Genomic DNA, 20,789 nt, shown 5'->3' with positions numbered 1-20,789 from the left:
AATGAGAATAATTCTCATGCGTTATTTATTGGAGGGTTTTTAGAAAAACTTAAAGGGCTGCTTTAAAGGGGATATAACAGAAAATGGAAGGTGGTTTGCAAACCACCTCAAATAGCGTAGCGCATCATATCTTTGGGAAGTTAACGGAGACAATCACTCCGCGTTTGTCATCTCGATTGGCCAGGGCGAGCGTACCTTGATGAAAAGCGACAATAATGTCAGCGATATAGAGCCCCAAACCTAGATGCGGTGAACCTGCTGATTGCGCCGCCTCAGAATCAGGGCGAACCGATACCATTGATTGTACGAGTTGTTTTTTCATGCCTTCGGGCAATAGGGGGCCAGGGTTGTTCACAGTGAGGATAATTCTTTTATCTTTGGTATAAACTGCCACATCTATGATGTCGTCGGGTTGACTAAAATCGACCGCGTTAGAAATAATTTTATCAAACATTTGCGCGATAAGGTCGGGGGCGCCCTCGAGAACGGCAGCGTCTGATGCACAAGACAGTGCAAATTGCCTATCGGTGTAAGCATGTTGATACCCACCCACGCAGCCTTTAATTACGTCAATCAGGTTGAATGTAGTCACATCTTCCTGCGCAATGGCTTGCTCTAGTCGGGTGGCTTCACTCATGGCATTTAAAATAGAACTTAACCGACTTATACCGGACTGGGCACGTTGAACGAATACATCTTGTTGTGTACTGCTTTGCACGACCGCGTTTGCTTGGTCTTCTTGAGAAGTATTAGGCTGCTGAGTTTTGGCTTGAGTACTGTCTTGGGCACTCACTTGAGACAACGCGTCAAGAGACGACTTCACCACGGCTATTGGGGTTCTAAGTTCATGGGAAAGCCGAGAAGCCATGTTCTCTAAATAGGAGTTATATTGCTGTAATCGCGTTAAAACATCGGAAAACGCTCGCGACAGATCGCCAATTTCATCACCCTCTTTGGCAACCGGTAATTTACCGACAATCTTACCGTTGGCATCAATGATTGCCTCGGTGTTATCTCGAAGCCGCCTAATACGATTGGATATTCTGCTGGCAAAAAGTAATAAACCTAAAGTACCCAGTAACATGACTGCCAAAATCACGTGAAATAATTGCTCTAAAGCGCGGTTTCTCAATGTGCGGATACCGTTCGTGGTTTGCTCTACCACCACAGCACCCATTACTGCGCCCTCAATAAAAATAGGGTAAGCGGCAGACACCACCACGGCTTTGTTATCGGGTGTTAACCGCCATAATGAATCCGGTTGACCGTTAAGGGCTAAGCCTATATCTCGGCCAGCCAACGCGTACGCATCTTCCAGTTCATCCACAAAGTCGGCGGGTGGCTTTGTGAGAATATGGTAATACAAGGGCAGTAGCCAATGGGTTTCCACCCATTGCCATACCGGGTTTTCGCTTGCCTCTCGCTTGGCAGTATTTAGCCCTGAAGCCGTTTGTATATCGCCTGCTCGCGCCAATACCCGCTTATGGTTGTCTATCACCCACACTCTGGAATCAGCATATTTTAGCCCTGCCAATATGCGCTCAATTTCTGGTGACGGTGTTACCACAGTCCCTAGCTCATCAATATTATTGGTGTTGGCGGTGCCTATGGCATAGCGTTTCTGCCTTGTTACTGGGTCGTCAACATCAACAATGGCAAAGGCGAGTGCACCTGATGTCATTGAAAGGGGAAAGCGAAGTTCAATATTATAGCCAGTAGCGGTTTCTTGCCAGCGACCTTGAATGCTAAGCGCATTTTCTACAGCGCGATATGCTGAGCCAGATTCTGCTAGTTTAAACGCATTTACCCAGCCACTTTCATAGGGGGCTACTACGTATCGTGCTAAATTACCTGCTGGGGTTTGCATACCAATAAGTAAATGGTCACCCCGCTCCACACTTAAACTATTTGCCTGTCGCCACAACAAGGCATCGTCGGTAACGTTGAACATGGCATACAGAAACTGATCATATCGGCCTACCATATGCTCGAATGAGAGGCTAATCGCTTTATCTACACTAGCGGTGCCTCTATTCTCGCTAGCGGCGCCCTTGTTTTCGTCGTTAGTGTGAAGGTTAGTAAAGCGCTCAACAATTTCACTTGCGCCATAGTGGGTAAGCAAGTCGTCAACTTGTTGCCAATCGTTTAGTTCACCGTCAAGCTGAATAGGATAAGGAATGGGCGGGGCGTATAAGTCAGTGCCAGGGCGTACGTCTTTTAAATAGGCCGATTCGCTGTCGAATAACGCAGGGCGCTCATGTAGGGCGGTTGCTACCGCCCGCGCCGTACCTATCATAGTTTGTTCTTGGCCTGTGCGAAGGTATTGCTCTAGCTCCCATACGTAATTATACCCAAGGTAGGGAATGGCAAAAAAGAACAGCGACAACACAAGCAGCTGTAAGCGTATGGAAAACCTTAACCGCATATTAGCAATACCTTACAACTGCCATCTGTACCCCATACCGTAAACGGTATCTATGTGGTCGAACTGCGGGTCTAATTGAATGAATTTTTTGCGCATACGTTTTATATGAGAAGTAATGGTGGTGTCATCTACTACCATGCGCGACTCATCCATTAATTGTTGCCTACTTTTAACATGGCCTGGGTGTTTAATCAGCGCGTGTAACATCCAAAATTCTGTCACTGTCAGGGCGACAGGCTCGTCGCTCCAACTTACTGTCATACGAGAGGCATCCACTTTTAATTCGCCTATACGAAGCTCGTCCTTTTGCTCGACAGGGGCTGACATTAAATCGCTTCGTCTGAAAAGCGCGGCGATACGGGCAAGTAGGTGAGCCATGCTGATATCTTTAGTTAAGTAGTCGTCGGCACCCATGCGAAGCCCGCTGATGGTGTCTACGTCGTTGTCTCTAGCGGTAAAAAAGATAATAGGCAAAGTGGGCGACAAACCTCGCAACTGCTGACATAGCAAAAAACCGCCTTCCATTTCTTCTTTTAAACCAATATCAATGATGGCTAAATCTGGCAATGCTTCGTTAAACGCCTGAGTTGCCGAGGGGCGATCTTCAAACGCATTCACCTTGTAGCCTTGTGCTCTTAGGGCAACAAGGTAGTTTTCTCTGATAGCAGCATCATCTTCTACTAGCGCAATTGTTTTAGGCATGGGATCTACTCTCAATCATTATTGGCACTACTATACCTTGGCAAAAGCGCGCGTGCCTGAGTTCGGCGCAAATTCCATAAAGTCGCCCGCTTTTGGCCATATTTGCCATTAAACAAAATAGCTTTTCCATTATTGTGCCCTGATATTGCCTTGTCTGCTTGGTTAACTATATCTGTGCTTGGGAAGACAGATTGACTCAAGTATGACTCACTTTGGTACGCCAACCCCTTGCACTGTGCCTAACCCCCAACTAGGTGCAGTGCTTTTTTATACCTGCCACCGTTGGTTAAGCCTCCTTTATCTCGTTCTCTTCCTATTTTTGTTTGCTTGCGATAATCGTTAATCACCCTGAATAGTCTGTAACCCAGTCAGTAAACGAAAGGGCAAAAATGCTCAATATCGATAAAGGAATACATTGAGGCTTCGATAAAAAATCGATAAAAATAGCAAAATAATCGGCTAGCTCAGGGGAGTTGCAGACAGATGGGATAATAAGTGTGACATAATTACCCCCTTTTTTATTTCGTCTTTGAATTAGTGATAGCATGAGTGGAATGGGTATTGAATATCCCTATTACGGCAAGGGTTGAATTACTAACATTTGCCAGCACTATGCTTAAAACACGCTTACGGTAGGTATACCGTCATATTATCACTGTTGTCGGTGTATTATGGCAGATTGGTAATCACTTCAACTTGCGTCAAACTGAATTTATAGAGCATTTGATTTACAGGGCTCTCGATTTACAGAGCACTCCATTTCTGGAGGCCTCAAATTACGAGCAACTTACGAGCAACTTACGGGCAGCACATGAAAGCGTTGGATATATCAGGCTTAACCAAAACGTATAAAGGTGGCGTACAGGCACTTAAAGGCGTAGATCTCACTGTCGATAAAGGTGACTTTTTCGCTTTACTTGGGCCTAATGGCGCGGGTAAATCTACCACTATCGGGATTATCAGTTCTTTGGTTAATCAAACCGATGGCAAGGTATCGATTTTTGGCTACGACCTTCATACCCAAAAAGAGCAAGCCAAAGCATGTATTGGTTTAGTGCCACAGGAATTCAACTTCAATCAGTTCGAAACCGTGATGCAAATTGTGCTCAATCAAGCGGGTTATTACGGCGTGCCCCGAAGCATAGCGAAAGAACGGGCTCAGAAGTATTTAGCTCAGCTCGATTTATGGGAAAAACGCGATGCCAGAGCCCGCGAACTATCAGGCGGCATGAAACGCAGGCTAATGATTGCCCGCGCGCTTATGCATGAGCCTCGTTTATTAATACTTGATGAGCCTACCGCCGGTGTAGATATAGAAATTCGCCGTTCAATGTGGGGCTTCTTAGAGGAGATTAACCGCCAAGGTATTACCATTATCTTAACGACGCATTACCTTGAAGAAGCAGAAATGCTGTGCCGCAACATTGCCATTATTAACAAAGGCGCCATTGTGGAAAACACCAGCATGAAGGCCTTATTGTCGAAGTTGAACACAGAAACGTTCGTGCTGGACATTAACCTTGGTCAACAAAAGCCGTCCCTGATGGGTTACGAAAGTCGTTTACTTGACGACCATACTTTGGAAGTCGATGTGGAAAAGGCAGAAGGGTTAAACCCTGTTTTTGCTCAATTGACCGAACAAGGCATTCAAGTATTGAGTATGCGTAATAAATCAAACCGATTAGAAGAGCTGTTTGTGCGTTTGGTTGAAACGGCAAAGGCAGAGGGTTAAACATGAATTCACAGGCAAACACACAGTCTGAAGAAAAGATTGGCTGGTTCAAGCAAAACTACGTGGCGCTAACCACTATTTGGATAAAAGAGTGCACTCGCTTTTTACGCATTTGGATCCAAACCTTAGTTCCACCCGCTATTACCATGAGTTTGTATTTCGTGATTTTCGGTAGCCTTATCGGTAACCGAATAGGCGAAATGGGCGGCTTTTCTTACATGGAGTTTATTGTTCCAGGCTTGATCATGATGTCGGTTATCACCAACTCATACGCAAATGTATCGTCGTCTTTTTTCAGTGCGAAATTTCAGCGAAATATTGAAGAGTTATTGGTTTCTCCGGTGCCCACTTCGGTGATCATTCTAGGCTTTGTAGGGGGCGGTGTAGCAAGGGCAGTGCTAATTGGCATTATTGTTACTTTGGTATCGCTGTTCTTTGTTGATGTGCAGATACACCATATCGGTATCATTATTCTTACCGTACTACTGACCTCATCATTGTTTTCAACGGCAGGGCTAATTAACGCCATTTTTGCAAAAACTTTCGATGATATTAGTGTTGTACCTACCTTCGTATTAACCCCGTTAACCTACCTTGGCGGCGTATTTTATTCCCTTACTCTTTTGCCTGAGTTTTGGCAGTGGGTAAGTAAAGCCAACCCTGTTGTGTATATGGTGAATGGGTTCCGCTACGGGTTCTTAGGGGTTTCAGATGTTGACGTTACCTTATCGTTAGCATTATTAGTGGGCTTTAATATTGTGCTGTTCGCTGTTGCTTATTACCTGCTTAAAACAGGTAAAGGAATACGTAGCTAATGGCTAGCGGGAACTCCAGAGGGATTACAACAAATCAAGAAGGTGTGCACGAAAAGCTCGATGAACTAGTAAAGCGTTACAAGTCATCTGAAAACCAGCGCCCCATTGGCGAGCATACGCAGCTCGCCTTCAATGAAGCAACCGAATGGCTTGACGGGTTTACCGGCTATATTATTTTAGACTCTTGCTGTGGCGTGGGTGAAAGCACAGCAAATATTGCTAAAGCGAACCCTGATTGCCGCGTTATTGGCTTAGATAAATCGGCGCTGCGGGTGGACAAGCATCAGCATTATTCAGCTGGGCAAGATAATTATCGAGTTATTCGCGCCGATGTGAATGATTTTTGGCGATTGGTTCACCGGGCAAATTGGAAGGTGAGCCAGCATTGCTTGTATTATCCAAATCCGTACCCGAAGAAAACCCAGGTGCAAAAACGCTGGCACGGTAGTGCTGCCATGGCAGACTTGATGGCCATCACCCCGAATATTGAAGTGCGTAGTAATTGGTTGGTTTATTTAATGGAATTTGCTCAAGCTGCTACGCATTACGGCTTGGTATCGAATGTAGCTGAAATTACATCTGCTAACGCCATGACCCCTTTTGAACGAAAATATCGCGCTAGCGGCCAACACTGCTGGTCACTTAATTGCTATTCAGAAGAGGCCGATTGCGGCGCGTAGAATAAAGGCGAGAACAGCTACCGGCGCCTAGTGATGGGGTGTATTTGGTTGTGGAGGGCTAAAGACATAGCCTTGGGCATACTGAATGGGCAGTTTGTTCACGCTTTCCAGCAGTAAATCTGTTTCAATATGTTCTGCTACCACGCTAATAGCACGCGCTTGGCAGAGAGCGAGCAAATTGTCGACGTAATCTTGTACGGCGTCATCTTTTTCATAGTGGCTAATCAAACCTCCGGCTAATTTAATGCCGTTAATCGGCATATTCAGTATTGCATTAATATTGCCGGGGTTTTCACCCACGTTATCTAAGAAAACCCCGAGTCCTGCCTCAGTGCTTCTCTCAACAAACGCTTGCATTAACGCTGGGTGGGTTAATGCACTGGCGGCGCTTATCTCAACACTGACTCTTTCCGGGTTGGGGTAGTCTATTAAATGGGATAGAAGCGTATTGGTCAGGCTTTCGTTTAGTAAATCTCGCGCACTAATATTAATGCTCCAAGGCACTTGTACATGGCGAAAATAACGGGCACTTTGGCAAAACATGGCTTCAGTAAGGGCTTTAACGTGTTGCTCACGTTCAATCAGGTAGAGAAATTCGCTAGGTAAAAAGGTTTTGTCTTCGGCGGTAATTAAACGAGCTAAGCACTCGTAACGCCACACACGCTTCGACCTTAAATCTATGATAGGTTGGAAGTAGGGCACGATATTATTGATAGAAACGGTTTCACTTACGGCTCTTATTGGCACACTGCAGCCTTTATTTTTATTCGTATGTATAGCCAAAATATAGCATTACCCGTCATCATTTGAGAAGTTTAGGTTACTTCACAGTAATGATAGCGAATTATCACCACAGAATATCTTGCGCTGATACACGGTCAAATCATCGGGATACGCTTGGCGTAGTGGGCAATCTGAGGTAAAGTTCGTGACCCTGAAAGTATTATGATCGCTTTCAGCGTAGGCAACGAAGTTGGGTTGTGTTTTCTTGATAAAGAGTCATTTCAAAGTGAGGTTGGTTGAGTGGGTGAAGCGCAAGTTAGTCTAGAGCACCTGTTTAGGGTCTTTACCAAGCCTGAACACAAAGACTCAAAGATGGCTCAAATTGAACAGCATTTATCTGACAATATCTTAGATTTTTTGTCGCAGCACGTTGTTACCAAAAAAACCTCACTGGAAGAGATTGAGAAAGACTTCTCGGACTCAAAAGTACCTGAATCGCCAGAGTTTGTTTCAACCCACGCTGAAAGCTTACTAGATAAACTGGTTGCCCATTCGGTAAATACTTATTCACCCACGTTTATCGGTCATATGACCTCTGCATTACCGTATTTTCATTTGCCCCTGTCTAAGTTGATGGTGGGACTTAATCAGAACTTGGTAAAAATAGAAACCTCGAAAGCCTTCACGCCCCTTGAGCGTCAAGTGCTAGGTATGATGCATAACCTCGTTTATGACGAATCAAAAAACTTCTACGATAGTCACTTACACAGTGCTAAGCGTTCTTTAGGCGCTTTTTGTTCCGGTGGTACCATTGCCAATATTACCGCCTTGTGGGTAGCTAGAAATAAAATTTTGGGCCCGCAAGAGGGGTTTGCTGGTGTAGCAAAAGCAGGGCTTGCTGCGGCTTATCGCTTCCACGATATTAATCATCTTGGTGTCATGTGCAGTAAGCGTGGGCACTACTCCCTATCAAAAGCAGTCGATGCATTGGGGTTAGGTCGTGAGCAATTACTATCCCTACCTGCCCCGAATCAAACCCTCGACCCTGAAAAAGCACTCGCCGCAGGTAAACGTTATCAGGAAGAAGGCAACAAGTTGCTGGCCATTGTTGGCGTTGGTGGTACTACTGAAACAGGGCATGTCGATCCGCTTAACGAATTGGCTGATGTAGCTAAAGAATTAGGATGTTGGTTCCATGTTGATGCCGCATGGGGTGGGGCAACCTTGTTCTCATCGCAATATAAACACCGCTTAAAAGGCATTGAGCGTGCCGACTCAGTTACTATTGATGCCCATAAACAAATGTATGTGCCCATGGGGGCAGGTATGGCGTTGTTCAAAAACCCTGAAGATGCCAATGCAGTGCGCCACCATGCCCAATACATACTGCGTGCAGGATCTAAAGATTTAGGCGCGACTACCCTTGAAGGTTCGCGTAACGGTATGGCCATGATGGTGTACTCTGCCATGCATATTTTTGGTCGTAGGGGCTATGAGTTGTTAATCGACAGAAGCATCGAAAAAGCGGTCACCTTTGCCGATATGATTGCCAAGCACCCTGACTTTGAGTTGACCACGTCACCTACACTGTCATTGCTGACTTATCGAGTCTGTCCTGCTGGCCTTCAAGAAAAGGTTAAACATGCGGATGAGGCCACTAAGCATAAGATTAACGAGAAGCTTGATAGGCTGACTGTAATTGTACAGAAGCAGCAACGTGAGGCAGGGAAGTCTTTTGTCTCTCGTACACGCTTAGAAGCGCCAGAATACCCCACTAACTGTATTACTGTATTCAGGGTGGTGTTAGCGAACCCGCTTACCAGTACTCAGGACTTACGCAATATACTTAACGAGCAGCACGTTATTGCTACCGGTACTAAACTTTATAAAGAGTTAGTGAAGATGATAGAGACAATACCTGTTGTCTGATAAATCGCGCTGACTATTCGGGTTATTAGGATGACTCATTACTAGCAAATGAAAGCAGATACAAAAAAGCCCCCGCATTCGTACGGGGGCTTTTTTTTAATGCGTCATTAACAACGTAAGCTTTAAAGCGCGGTATTAATACCGGAGCCTATACGTGGGTTTGTACCTAAACTTGGATTTGGAGGTTGTCGATAAGACGGGTGTTACCCAGAAACGCCGCCACCAAAATAACCAAGTGTGTATCGGTTTGTTTGGCAGGCTTTAAACTTTGAGCATTAACAATATGCACATAGTCATTGTTGAAGCCTGAATCGGTGAGGCTATCTGCAAGGTCGGCTGCCAAGGCGACATAATTTCTTTCGCCCGCTTCTATACGCGCTTTCAATGCCGTCATTTCACTGTAAATAGTGGCGGCAGTATGGCGTTGCTCGTCGGTCAAATAACCGTTGCGTGAGCTTAAGGCTAAGCCAGAAACGTCTCGCTGTGTGGGAATACCATGAATGGTCACACCCATAGAAAGGTCGCGCACCATGGTGCGAATAACCTGCAACTGCTGAAAGTCTTTCTCGCCGAAAAAGGCATCATCAGGGTGAACCATATTAAATAATTTGCTCACCACGGTGGCTACGCCACGAAAATGCCCTGGGCGACTTGCTCCGCACAAGATATCTGAAATGTCAGGTACTTCTACGACGGTTTGATGTTCAACGCCGCCGGGATACATATCAGACACGCTCGGTAAGAAGACGGCGTCAACACCGGCTTCAATAAGCTTGGCTTTGTCTTCTTCAATGGTACGTGGGTATGCATCTAAATCTTCATTAGCACCAAATTGCATAGGGTTAACAAAAATGCTCACCACCACCCGGGCATTATGTGCCTTGGCGCGCTTAACCAGTTTTAAGTGCCCATTGTGGAGATTCCCCATGGTAGGGACGAATCCTACGGTGTTGCCACTGCGTTTCCATTCGCCAGTAAGTTTTCGTAATGACGCAATGTCGTCAACAACCTTCATATTTAAACCTCGTTACTCAAAGCTGTGCTCAGGGGACGGGAAGGCACCACTTTGTACTTCTGCGATATACTGCTGAACGGCCTTGCGCATATCGCCCGTCTCGGCAAGGTAGTTTTTTGAAAACTTCGGCATGTAATTGGCGCTTATACCAAACATGTCATGCATCACCAGAATCTGGCCATCAGTATCATTTCCGGCACCAATACCGATAACGGGTACGCTCAACGCTTCGCTTACGGCTTTGCCTAACGAAGACGGTACGCACTCAAGCACTAGTAGCTGAATGCCTGCCGCTTCAAGCGCTTTCGCTTCAGCTAGCAGTTTTTCTGCTTTGTCGGCTTCACGGCCCTGTATTTTAAATCCACCAAAAACGTGAACCGACTGCGGCGTGAGCCCTAAATGACCACATACAGGCACGCCACGCAAATTCAAACCCTGAATGGTTTCACATAACCAGCTCCCGCCTTCCATTTTAATCATGCTTGCACCCGCTGCCATAAGCTTGGCTGCATTCGCATAAGTTTGTTCTGGCGTCGCGTAGGACATAAACGGCATGTCAGCTAATACGAAGGCACGTTCGGTGCCTTTCCTTACGCTGCGCGTATGGTATTCAATATCTTCAATGGTCACCGGTAAGGTGTCGCTTTCTCCCTGAAGCACCATACCCAGCGAATCGCCAATTAGTAAGGCATCAATACCTTGCTCATCAAACATTTTAGCAAAGCTGGCATCGTAAGCTGTTAGTGAGGTAATTTTTTCGCCGGCTTGCTTCTTTTTGAGCAAGCCAGAAACAGTAATTTTCTTCATAGCAACCTTCCAGGGAAAGAGTAATGTGGCGAACTATACGGATTTTGAAGCTAAATGGAAGGGCGCAGGCGTTTAAGGCCATCAAGTGAGCACTTAGCAACCCAGTGAGAAATAGGTTTTCCGTCGGGCATGACCATAGATTGGGCTATTTCAAAGAGAGGAACTAACACAAATTCCCGCTCAGACATGCCAATATGTGGCACAGTAAGATCAGGCGTAGAAATAGTTTGGCTACCGTAAAGTAATATGTCCAAATCTAGGGTTCTTGCGCCCCAGCGTTGGCCCTTACGTTCACGGCCAAAATCGTGTTCGGTACGCTGGAGTGCACTTAACAACTTATCCGGTGCTAGCATTGTTTCAATTAGGCATACCGCGTTAATGTAATCCGGTTGGTCTTGCGGGCCCATAGGTTTACTTGCATACAGCGACGAGCATGTCAGCACCCGAGTACCTTCAAGTAAACCCAGCGCAATAAAGGCATCTTCAACGTGTTGAACTGGGTCACCTAGGTTACTGCCTATAGCAATATAAACGTGCTCTTTATGCATCAGTATTTCTCGATGCTGGGCGGCGTTTACGCTTTCTTGGTTTTGGGCCATCACCTTCTTGGCGTCGTAAGTCGTTTAACATTTTCTTTTGCTTACCGGGTTCGCCGTGTTGAAAATGCGTCCACCACTGAGCTAGCTCCAATAGGGCTCCGCCTTCAACTTGCCCGCGAACGAGTAGAAAATCGTAGCCAGCACGAAATTTAGGGTGGGTTAACAGCTGAAAGGCACGACGGCCGAAACGCTTAGGAAGGCGTTGCTGCAAAATCCAAATGTCTCGAATAACCGTGGAAAAACGCTTAGGGATCATAATGCGTTGTGTTTGCTTCGCAATCACTTCTGTTGATGCGAGATTAAAAGCATCGTGTGCGTTTAAGCCAGACTCCGCTTGCAAGATTTGCGCGCGCTCCTCTAATGGGTACCAAAGCAGTGCAGCATACAAAAATGCAGGTGTTACCCGTTGATCGTTATTAATTCTTTCATCGGTGTTTTGCAGTACTTTCAAAACAAACTGCATTTCACGACTGTTTTCGTCTTCGATAAGTGGCGCAAGTTGCGGGAATAACGGTGCAATTAAGCCGTACTCACGCAGCATCATAAAGGTTTTTTCACCTTTTCCAGATAAGAATAGTTTTAACGTTTCTTCGAACAAACGGGCGGCAGGAATATTATTTAATAACCCAGCCAGCTTTTTGATTGGTGTAGCAGTGTCGTCGCTTATACGCATTGAAAGCTTAGTCGCGAAACGCACGGCGCGAAGCATTCGAACCGGATCTTCACGGTAGCGAACTTCAGGGTCGCCAATTAAACGTACTTCACGCTTCTCAATGGCTTCTAGGCCATTCGCAAAGTCTTTTACCGTGAAATCAGCCACACTGTAGTACATGGCATTAAACGTAAAGTCTCGGCGTTCGGCATCTTCTTCAATACTGCCAAAAACATTATCTCTAACCAGCTGCCCATGGGCATCTCGTTTCGACACTGCTTTGTTCTTCGGTACTTCTTTAGCCTCAGGCTCTTCGTTGTGATGGCCACGAAAAGTTGCTACTTCTATTACTTCACGGCCAAATACAATGTGAGCGAGTCTGAAACGACGGCCAATTAAACGGCAATTTCTAAACAGCCCCTTAATTTGTTCCGGTGTGGCATTGGTGGCCACATCAAAATCCTTTGGCTCATGCCCCATCAAAATATCGCGAACACAACCTCCGACCAAATAGGACTCGAAGCCTGCTCCGTTAAGGCGATACATGACTTTCAACGCATTAGGGCTCACGTCTTCGCGAGAGATGCCGTGCTCCCCACGAGTCATAACACGAGGCTCTAGTACATTGTCAGCGGTATGTTCCTTAGTAAAGGCTCGCTTAACAGAATTGAAAACACGATGAATGATGGTGAAGTCTCCGAAGGTTATAAAGGATGGCTATAATAAGTGGATTCGTGCTCGCCCACAATAATTTCGGCTATTTTAGGTACTAATTTCCTATCCCAGCGTGATATTGCCATAGTAAGCAGTTGTGTGACATTTTCAAATTCGTTCGAGTGATAGTTACCTTGGCCTAAAAAAGACAGGCCGTGAACGATATTTTCCAACGCATTTTTGTTGTTAATGGGTGCAGCATGGTTTTGTTTGCTCAGTTTTCGCCCTTGGGACACAGCTGCAACCGGAATATGCCCATATCGTGGCACACTGCAGCCTAACGAACGATAAATAGCGTATTGAAGCGGGGTGACATCTAAAAGGTCACTGCCCCGAATAATGTCCGTTACACCCTGATATTCATCGTCTAATGCTACTACAAAGTTATAAGCGAAAAGACCATCACTGCGCTTAATTACAACATCTTCTGGTACTGTACTTAATGGTGTTGCTTCGCTAGCGCTTATTGAGCCATCGTCGCTATTGCTATTGCTATTGCTTTTGACTCTGTGTTGTCCCGCTTCGGCAAAGCTAGATGAAGTTAAATCAGGCGAGATTGAATGGGCTGCAGATATTGCCCCTGTTTTATCAACCCTGCCCATAATACCGTCATCAAAGGCACTTAAGTGGCAATCAAGTTTTAATCGTATTGCTAAGCCACGGGTATTTGGCGCTGATTCGGACACTGCCTGAGCGGTTAGGCCTAGTTCTCGACAATAGTGATTGTCGTGCCCGCCATTTGCTTTTATTTGCTTGCGAGTACAGGCACAAAAATAGGCTGACTTTTCTGCTAATAAATTATCAAGTTTTGCCTGATACCTTGCATGCTGTTGTTGTTGATATAAAACGGTACCATCCCAGTGAAGGTCGTGGCATTCAAGGGTATGCAAAATATCGCTATCGACACCAGGTAAACATCGAGTTGCGTCAATGTCTTCCATTCGAACTAACCATTGCCCATTGTGATGACGTGCATCTAGGTAGCTAGCGAGCGCGGTAACTAAAGAGCCGAAATGAAGTTGACCTGACGGCGAAGGCGCAAAGCGGCCGACATATAGAGGCGAGGAGTCGATTTTAGTTGGCATTAATAGAAATACTGTTACACACCTCTATAGTAAATACTATGAGGCGTGTAACTTACTACGAAGGTTTATTAACCCTGTAGTTGCTTTTCTTTGATTTCTGCCATGGTCTTACAGTCGATACATAGATCGGCGGTAGGACGAGCCTCTAAGCGACGAATACCGATTTCAATGCCACATTGGTCACAAAAACCAAAGTCATCTTCTTCAATACGCTTAAGGGTCTTCTCAATCTTCTTGATTAATTTACGTTCGCGGTCACGAGTACGTAATTCAAGGCTGAACTCTTCTTCTTGCGCAGCGCGGTCTACCGGGTCTGGAAAGTTTGCTGCTTCGTCTTTCATGTGCGTAACGGTACGGTCAACTTCTTCACGAAGTTGATTGCGCCATGCTTTAAGCAGTAAACGGAAGTGCTCCATTTGCGGCTCGCCCATGTACTCTTCGTCAGCGGTAGCCTGGTACGGCTGCAATCCTGCTAGTGCTAATAGCCCTAGGGATTTTGTTTCTTTTCCTGTTGGCATCTGCCACATCTCCTACACTACGACATCCATCTTGTCCTGAATGAATCGATTAACTAAATCAAAGCCGTTCATTACAAGCAATTGCTCGTGTCTATGTAATTATTATGCTGATGATATTGATTATAAGTCAGCACTGTTACTAGTCTACGTGTTTCACGTACTTCCAGTAAAACAAGGCGCAAATATGAAGGCGAAATGAAAAAAATCAACCTCTTTTTCACACGTTTACTGGTAGTGTTTGATTTATAACTATTTTTTGTTCATCAATTGAACAGCTGGCAGCGAGGATCTTCACTCCGGATGCAACCGCGGTGTTTACGGCGTCGGCGTAAACAGGATCAATATCTCGCGCTACTTGTACAGAATGCACGGCCGTATGCTGAACACAAAATAATAAGCAGGTACTTATACCTTGTTGAGAAAGTTCTGCAAGTTCTAAACAGTGTTTTGCACCTCTAGCGGTTACCGCATCAGGAAAATATCCTTGGTTGCCTCGCGCCAGTGTGACAGATTTCACTTCAACATACTCACGGGTGTCACCTTGACCACAGGCAAAGTCAAAACGACTATTACCACCAGGCGGTGTTACTTCAGCTTTCCAATGACTAATGTTAGAAAATGCGGACAAGACCTTGTTATTTAGTGCCTCTGCCACCAATTTATTAGCATTGTGAGTATTAATGCCAATGAAGTCGCCTTCGAAGGTTTGGGCAAGCTCCCAGGTATATTTTAATTTTCGCTTAGGATTGTCAGACTCGCTCAAATAAACGGTGTAGCCAGGTTCGGCACACCCTGTCATTGCCCCTGTATTAGGGCAATGTGCAGTCACTATTGAGCCGTCCTCAAGTTCTACGTCGGCAAGAAACCGTTTATAGCGTTTAATTAAAGTGCCACGTAGTAGTGATGGCGAAAAAAGCATAATAATAGACCTGTAACGACATACATTTACATGCATTGCTAGAACTAAATATCTACCCCAGCAATGAAACGCAAAAATATATAAGGATTAAAACGTAATGGCAGAATTTACCGTAAGCTTATCCTCAGATAAAGCCAATAGTGCGTGGGGAGAAAATACTAAGCTCTCTTTTAGTGAAAACGGCGCAGTAATCCACTTGCCAAACTTCGACAACAGCAACAGTGACGCGCTTGAGCGCACAATTCAACAAGTGGCGCGTAAACTTGATGGATTAAACATTCCTGAAGTGGCCTTAATGGGCAAGTGGACCAAAGAACAACAATGGGCTTTCGCGTTAAGTTTTACCCGAGCCCGCAACCCTTCAACTATCAAGTGGGCCGACAACGACGATAAGCAGTGGCTAGAACAGAACTACGCAGCGTTGCTATTTACCCGGCAGTTGGTGAACGACACACCAGAAGATTTAAGTCCTGAAACCCTAGCGCAGCGTGCTGCAGTTTGGCTATCTGAATTAGGTAAAGAACATGTGTCTTATACCATGACAGTGGGTGAAGAATTAAGAGATGCGGGTTGGACAGGCATTTATAACGTGGGTAGAGGCAGTGAACGCCCGCCTGTGATGTTAGAGCTTGATTACAACCCAACCGGTGATCCTGATGCGCCTGTTGAAGCGGTTCTGGTAGGGAAAGGGATTACTTTCGACAGTGGTGGTTACAGCATTAAATCAAGTGAAGGTATGCTTGATATGAAATGTGATATGGGCGGCGCAGCTACCGTAACCGGCGCACTAGGCCTTGCCATTAGCCAAGGTATTAGTAAGCGTTTAAAACTCATTTTATGCTGTGCGGAAAACTTAATTAGCGGTCATGCTTATAAATTAGGTGATGTACTTACCTACAAAAATGGCGTGACCGTTGAAGTCGTTAATACCGATGCAGAAGGGCGTTTGGTATTAGCTGATGGGTTAATGGCAGCAACGGAAACGGGCGCGCCACTCATTATTGATGCGGCTACCTTAACGGGGGCAGCAGTGGTGGCGCTAGGCGCTGATTATCACGCAGTATTTTCAATGGATGATAGCGCGCGTTCACAAATGCTTGCGGCGGCAAGCGCTGAAAACGAACGTTTTTGGCCATTACCGATTGAATCATTTCATGCAGAGCGATGCCCATCTGCCTTTGCAGATACAGCAAACAGCCGACCTATGAAAGGCGGTGGCGGTGGCGGTGCTTCTAATGCGGCAGGCTTTTTATCACGGTTTGTAAACCCTGAAGGGAAAGGTTGGGTGCACTTAGATTTAGCGGCAGCTTATCATGGTGGAGCAACGGCAGAAATGCCAGTAGGTGCAACGGCCAAAGGAATTCGAAGCATTGCAAGAATGCTTCAAGACTTTAAATAAGTCATAAACGGATGTCGCCACCCTAAGGTGGCGACATCACTTAATTCAGTTTATCTGTACAGATAAATGTTTGCGGGCAGTTAAATACCGCCTAAGCGCTCAGCAAGCACTTTGTAACGCTCTACATCCGCGCTATCAAACAGGGCATTGCCGTCTGTGTCTTTTTCTTTTGCTACTAATAAGCTTTCTCTTTCTAAGCGTTCAACTCTCACTTCTTGAACACCTAAATAGGCCGCTACTTCTTTTACAGTCATCAAACTCATTCTGCTGGTTCCCAACGTTATTTTGTTTTTAAATTCATTCTCGTTGTAAGCGCAGCTACCGCTGCAATACCTCGGTGCGCTCAATTATTGAGGTACATATTATTAATAAAATGACTCAATACAGAAATACGAGAATAGCTCAATTGTGCAGCTTTGCACTAGATGTATTTTGGCCCGCCACGATTTCAACGCGTTATATTTAATATTTAAGCCTAAAATTGACAAATTACGAATGCTTTTTTGTACAATGCTGAAAATTGTTTTATAAAAAATATTCTTGCTGCCAATGATACCCAGCAAGCTATTGGAGAATAAGAAAAAATGGATACTTGGTCAGCAGCCGTCATGTTATTCTTGATCATGGATCCTCTTGGCAATTTGCCTGTGTTCATGTCGGTTTTGAAGTCAATAGAACCCCGAAGACGGCAAATGATTCTTATTAGAGAATTACTGTTTGCATTAGGAATTTTGTTTTTATTCCTATTTAGTGGTCAGTCGGTGTTAAATTTTCTCAATGTTGAACAAGAAACGGTTAGCATTGCTGGTGGTATCATCCTATTTTTGATTGCACTTAAAATGATTTTTCCGTCAGCAGGCAACCCTAGCGGGCTTGCCGTAGGTGAAGAGCCGTTCTTGGTGCCGCTTGCTATTCCAATGATTGCAGGGCCCTCAACATTAGCGGCTCTCATTCTTCTGGCAAACCAAAACCCAGAACGTATGTCTGACTGGGCACTCGCGCTTGGCGCCTCTTGGTTGATAAGTGCAGTAATTTTGATGTTTTCAAATGTGTTTCATAAGCTATTAGGCGAACGTGGTCTTATTGCGATGGAACGACTAATGGGGATGATCCTCGTCATGATAGCCATTCAAATGCTTCTTGATGGTGCTACTCAATACTTTATGCATGCCACCGGAGCTAATTAATGGCAAAGCAAAAACTTAATACATTTGGGCGCGTGCGCGCGCTTGAAGGATTTAAAGCAGTTGCGTTTAGTGCAGCCTTGCTTGAGCGAATGATCCCTAACTACGAGCTGTTCTGTGACCTTACCGAATTTGGTGATAAAGAAGGTATTCGCAACTGTCTCAATCTTGTATGGGAGTCGGTGAAAGCACCTAAAAGTAAATTTAACCTTGCAGTACAGCTTGAAAAAGTGGAAGTGGCGACGCCCGATACTAGCGATTTTGATACCTACGGTGTTTACCCCGCGATTGATGCCGCAATTGGGTTAGCCGCTGTGCTTAATCTTATCGCAGGCGACGATCCGCAAGGTGCGGTGGTCGTTAGCAAGCTTTCTCAAGGGAGTGTAGAAGCTTACTTGTTAGAAAGCGGCGAAGCCGACGATGAAACGGTAAAAGAACACCCACTAATGGTGTTTGAAGTAGCAGTGCAAGAAGCGTTGCTTGATTGTGTTGAAGCTGGAAAGTCTCCTGCTAGCACTGCTGATGCGCTTAAAGTGATTGCGCTAGAAGAGGGTATTTCGAATATAGGGCTCGATTTGGCTTAACGCTTTCACCGCGAGACAAAAAGCTTACTACACAGCCTTTATCAAATAATAGCAAAGCGCCGATGTGCGCTTTTCTTTTATAATTTGCCAGTGGCTCGGCAAGGCAATAGGCGCAAGGTTCGCTTCGTGTTCTACGTATAGTACCCCATCGTTAGACAATAAGTTATTACTTGCAATAGCCGATAAGGTTGGTTCAACCAGTCCTTTGTTAAAAGGCGGGTCGACAAACATAATGTCGAAATTTTTACCTGAAAAGGTAGGCAGTATTGCTAAGGCATCGCCCTGATGGACACTAGCATTTTGAGCATCATTAGGTGATAGCAACGCCAAATTCTTCTTTAACTGCGCACTTGCCGATTTATCCAATTCAATAAAGTCACAAGAAAGGGCATAGCGCGATAGGGCTTCTAACCCTAAACCTCCAGAGCCTGCGAATACATCTAAGCACGTTGCGTCATTCAAATAAGGCATAAGCCAATTGAACAAGGTTTCTTTATTTCGGTCGGTGGTGGGGCGTAAACCTTCGGCGTCGAGAACCGGTAGCTTTCTTCCACGCCATTGACCGCTAATAATGCGAATATGCCCGCCTTTCGCTTTTGAGTGGGTAGAATGGGTTTTTTTTGTAGTTGAAGGTGCCCTGAGTGGGCGAGAAACTCGCTTCATAGTCGCTGACAATGGTATCATGGGGTTATTCAATATTCGGCAAGTGTAGCCGAAATTGCCCAGTATTTATAAGGATTTGTCTTAACAATGTCGAAACTTTTTGGCTGGTTCGGTAAGAACAAAAAAGCAAATAAGCAAAAAGCACAGGAAAACCAAGATCAAAAATCAGTTGATCAAAGCACCGTTTTGCCTGATGAATCACAAACTTCAGATGCTGAGCAGTCACATAGCACTGCCAAGAGCGATCTACCTGAAACTGCCAAGAGCGTTTCAACAGATACACCCCAGAGCGATTCAGTAGAAAGCGTTGCACCAGTGGCTGACGAGCCAGTGCCAGTACCTGTAGAGAAAGAAGACGCTACGCCATTGAGTGTGGTACCAGATAAGTTAGATGCTGTAGAAATAGCCGATGAAGCTAGCCCGTCAGCGCCAGCAAAAGATGGCGACAATGCCGAGGAGTTACTTTCAACGCCTGTTCAAGATCTTGAACCACAGCAAGAAAGCGAAGTATTTGTTGTTGAATCTTCTACTCAAACGGCTAGCGTTTTAGAAGCAGAAGCAGAAGCAGAAGCAGAAGCAGAAGCAGAAGCAGAAGCAGAAGCAGAAGCAGAAGCAGAAGCAGAAGTTACTGAAGTCGTCAGCGAGCCTGTTGTTGAGGAAGCGCCAGCTCCGAAAGAGAAAAAATCACTCTTTTCGCGCCTTAAAGAAAGTTTGTCTCGCACTAAAGCAAACTTAGGTAGCGGGCTAGTTAGCCTTTTCAAAGGCAAGGCGATAGATGATGAATTATACGAAGATTTAGAAACCCAGCTATTGGTTGCTGATGTGGGAATGGATACCACGCAAAAAATCATTACTCACTTAACAGACAGCGCGAGTCGTAAAGATCTTAAAGACGCAGAAGCCTTGCTGGATATCTTGAAACAGCAAATGGCGGGTATGCTCTCAAAGGTAAATGAACCGTTGAGTGATGCCATTAATGCTCATAACAGCGATGAAGGACCCTTCGTTATTCTAATGGTTGGCGTGAATGGGGTAGGTAAAACTACCACCATCGGTAAATTAGCTAAACAGTTCCAGCAGCAAGGCAAAAAGGTCATGCTGGCAGCGGGTGATACCTTTAGGGCTGCTGCAGTAGAGCAATTGCAAGTATGGGGTGAGCGAAATAGTATTCCTGTTATTGCGCAGCATACGGGAGCGGATAGTGCGTCAGTACTTTACGATGCGCTAGAAGCCGCGAAATCGCGCAAAACAGATATTCTTATCGCCGATACCGCAGGTCGTTTGCAGAATAAAGACAACTTGATGGAAGAGCTCAAGAAAGTGGTTCGCGTGATGAAAAAGTTGAACCCTAACGCGCCTCACGAAGTTATGCTTACCCTTGATGCGGGAACGGGGCAAAATGCCATTAGCCAAGCGAAGTTATTCAATCAGGCTGTTGGTTTAACCGGTATTACCCTTACCAAACTAGACGGTACTGCAAAAGGTGGCGTTATCTTCTCAATTGCTGATAAGTTTGGTATACCTATCAGATATATAGGGGTTGGCGAAGGTATTGATGACTTACGCCAGTTCGACGGCCAAGAATTTATTGATGCGCTATTTAGTGAAATTGAGAGCGGCGAGTAGACAGCATTAATAGCTAAT

Annotated in this window: 20 protein-coding genes; 8 read left to right on the top strand and 12 right to left on the bottom strand. The window is 45.3% G+C overall.

The window, feature by feature from the left end:
* Positions 1-124: 124 nt before the first annotated feature.
* Positions 125-2,425 (bottom strand): proteobacterial dedicated sortase system histidine kinase, encoded by a 2,301-nt coding sequence (pdsS, locus tag FLAVO9R_RS18180; RefSeq protein ID WP_159533614.1) that lies wholly within the window; start codon positions 2,423-2,425, stop codon positions 125-127.
* 12 nt (positions 2,426-2,437) lie between these two features.
* Positions 2,438-3,127 (bottom strand): proteobacterial dedicated sortase system response regulator, encoded by a 690-nt coding sequence (gene pdsR / locus FLAVO9R_RS18175; protein WP_159533612.1) that lies wholly within the window; start codon positions 3,125-3,127, stop codon positions 2,438-2,440.
* 811 nt (positions 3,128-3,938) lie between these two features.
* Here pdsR and FLAVO9R_RS18170 point away from each other — a divergent pair.
* From FLAVO9R_RS18170 to trmB, 3 genes are read left to right on the top strand one after another with little or no spacing between them, the layout of a single operon-like run.
* Positions 3,939-4,859: an ABC transporter ATP-binding protein gene (locus tag FLAVO9R_RS18170; protein ID WP_159533610.1), complete on the top strand. Its 921-nt coding sequence runs from the start codon at positions 3,939-3,941 to the stop codon at positions 4,857-4,859.
* A gap of 2 nt (positions 4,860-4,861) precedes the next feature.
* Positions 4,862-5,674 (top strand): ABC transporter permease, encoded by an 813-nt coding sequence (locus FLAVO9R_RS18165; protein WP_159533608.1) that lies wholly within the window; start codon positions 4,862-4,864, stop codon positions 5,672-5,674.
* The gene (gene trmB, locus FLAVO9R_RS18160; protein ID WP_159533606.1) at positions 5,674-6,354 is read left to right on the top strand and encodes a tRNA (guanine(46)-N(7))-methyltransferase TrmB; all 681 of its coding nucleotides are present in this window, start codon (positions 5,674-5,676) and stop codon (positions 6,352-6,354) included. The genes FLAVO9R_RS18165 and trmB overlap by 1 nt, the downstream gene beginning before the upstream one ends.
* A gap of 27 nt (positions 6,355-6,381) precedes the next feature.
* Here trmB and FLAVO9R_RS18155 read toward each other — a convergent pair whose 3' ends face one another.
* Positions 6,382-7,101 carry an EAL domain-containing protein gene (locus FLAVO9R_RS18155; RefSeq protein ID WP_159533604.1) on the bottom strand — a complete coding sequence of 240 codons (720 nt, stop codon included), beginning with the start codon at positions 7,099-7,101 and terminating at the stop codon, positions 6,382-6,384.
* A gap of 276 nt (positions 7,102-7,377) precedes the next feature.
* Between FLAVO9R_RS18155 and panP the strand changes: the two genes are divergently transcribed.
* Positions 7,378-9,006, top strand: a complete 1,629-nt coding sequence (panP, locus tag FLAVO9R_RS18150; protein ID WP_159533602.1) for a pyridoxal-dependent aspartate 1-decarboxylase PanP — start codon at positions 7,378-7,380, stop codon at positions 9,004-9,006.
* A 166-nt stretch (positions 9,007-9,172) separates the two neighbouring features.
* Here panP and panC read toward each other — a convergent pair whose 3' ends face one another.
* The 7 genes from panC to sfsA form a co-directional block, all read right to left on the bottom strand.
* Complete coding sequence (gene panC / locus FLAVO9R_RS18145) at positions 9,173-10,021, bottom strand: pantoate--beta-alanine ligase (RefSeq protein ID WP_159533600.1); 849 nt, start codon at positions 10,019-10,021, stop codon at positions 9,173-9,175.
* 12 nt (positions 10,022-10,033) lie between these two features.
* On the bottom strand, positions 10,034-10,828 hold the full coding sequence (gene panB / locus FLAVO9R_RS18140; protein ID WP_159533598.1) for a 3-methyl-2-oxobutanoate hydroxymethyltransferase: 795 nt from the start codon (positions 10,826-10,828) through the stop codon (positions 10,034-10,036).
* 50 nt (positions 10,829-10,878) lie between these two features.
* Positions 10,879-11,376, bottom strand: a complete 498-nt coding sequence (gene folK / locus FLAVO9R_RS18135) for a 2-amino-4-hydroxy-6-hydroxymethyldihydropteridine diphosphokinase (RefSeq protein WP_159533596.1) — start codon at positions 11,374-11,376, stop codon at positions 10,879-10,881.
* Positions 11,369-12,685 carry a polynucleotide adenylyltransferase PcnB gene (gene pcnB / locus FLAVO9R_RS18130; RefSeq protein WP_159533594.1) on the bottom strand — a complete coding sequence of 439 codons (1,317 nt, stop codon included), beginning with the start codon at positions 12,683-12,685 and terminating at the stop codon, positions 11,369-11,371. The genes folK and pcnB overlap by 8 nt, the downstream gene beginning before the upstream one ends.
* 98 nt (positions 12,686-12,783) lie before the next feature.
* Positions 12,784-13,878: a glutamate--tRNA ligase family protein gene (locus FLAVO9R_RS18125; RefSeq protein ID WP_159533592.1), complete on the bottom strand. Its 1,095-nt coding sequence runs from the start codon at positions 13,876-13,878 to the stop codon at positions 12,784-12,786.
* Between the two features lie 68 nt (positions 13,879-13,946).
* Positions 13,947-14,396 carry an RNA polymerase-binding protein DksA gene (gene dksA, locus FLAVO9R_RS18120; RefSeq protein ID WP_013786299.1) on the bottom strand — a complete coding sequence of 150 codons (450 nt, stop codon included), beginning with the start codon at positions 14,394-14,396 and terminating at the stop codon, positions 13,947-13,949.
* A gap of 217 nt (positions 14,397-14,613) precedes the next feature.
* Positions 14,614-15,315, bottom strand: a complete 702-nt coding sequence (gene sfsA / locus FLAVO9R_RS18115; RefSeq protein ID WP_159533591.1) for a DNA/RNA nuclease SfsA — start codon at positions 15,313-15,315, stop codon at positions 14,614-14,616.
* A 97-nt stretch (positions 15,316-15,412) separates the two neighbouring features.
* Here sfsA and pepB point away from each other — a divergent pair, with 97 nt between their 5' ends.
* Positions 15,413-16,714: an aminopeptidase PepB gene (gene pepB, locus FLAVO9R_RS18110; RefSeq protein WP_159533589.1), complete on the top strand. Its 1,302-nt coding sequence runs from the start codon at positions 15,413-15,415 to the stop codon at positions 16,712-16,714.
* 80 nt (positions 16,715-16,794) lie between these two features.
* Here the strand turns inward: pepB and FLAVO9R_RS18105 are convergent, their stop codons facing one another.
* Positions 16,795-16,977: a MerR family transcriptional regulator gene (locus FLAVO9R_RS18105; protein ID WP_013786295.1), complete on the bottom strand. Its 183-nt coding sequence runs from the start codon at positions 16,975-16,977 to the stop codon at positions 16,795-16,797.
* Between the two features lie 321 nt (positions 16,978-17,298).
* Here FLAVO9R_RS18105 and FLAVO9R_RS18100 point away from each other — a divergent pair, with 321 nt between their 5' ends.
* Both FLAVO9R_RS18100 and FLAVO9R_RS18095 read left to right on the top strand, forming a co-directional pair.
* The gene (locus FLAVO9R_RS18100) at positions 17,299-17,901 is read left to right on the top strand and encodes a YhgN family NAAT transporter (protein WP_159533587.1); all 603 of its coding nucleotides are present in this window, start codon (positions 17,299-17,301) and stop codon (positions 17,899-17,901) included.
* Complete coding sequence (locus FLAVO9R_RS18095) at positions 17,901-18,482, top strand: YjaG family protein (RefSeq protein ID WP_159533585.1); 582 nt, start codon at positions 17,901-17,903, stop codon at positions 18,480-18,482. The genes FLAVO9R_RS18100 and FLAVO9R_RS18095 overlap by 1 nt, the downstream gene beginning before the upstream one ends.
* Before the next feature lie 27 nt (positions 18,483-18,509).
* Here the strand turns inward: FLAVO9R_RS18095 and rsmD are convergent, their stop codons facing one another.
* Positions 18,510-19,166 (bottom strand): 16S rRNA (guanine(966)-N(2))-methyltransferase RsmD, encoded by a 657-nt coding sequence (gene rsmD / locus FLAVO9R_RS18090; RefSeq protein WP_159533583.1) that lies wholly within the window; start codon positions 19,164-19,166, stop codon positions 18,510-18,512.
* A 66-nt stretch (positions 19,167-19,232) separates the two neighbouring features.
* Here rsmD and ftsY point away from each other — a divergent pair, with 66 nt between their 5' ends.
* On the top strand, positions 19,233-20,771 hold the full coding sequence (ftsY, locus tag FLAVO9R_RS18085; RefSeq protein ID WP_159533581.1) for a signal recognition particle-docking protein FtsY: 1,539 nt from the start codon (positions 19,233-19,235) through the stop codon (positions 20,769-20,771).
* Positions 20,772-20,789 lie beyond the last annotated feature (18 nt).

Origin of the sequence: Alteromonas sp. 38, assembly GCF_902506055.1 — a bacterium.
Classification (GTDB): domain Bacteria; phylum Pseudomonadota; class Gammaproteobacteria; order Enterobacterales; family Alteromonadaceae; genus Alteromonas; species Alteromonas lipotrueae.
The sequence above is the reverse complement of the archived record's forward strand: the minus strand, read 5'-3'. Positions and strand labels throughout refer to the sequence as shown.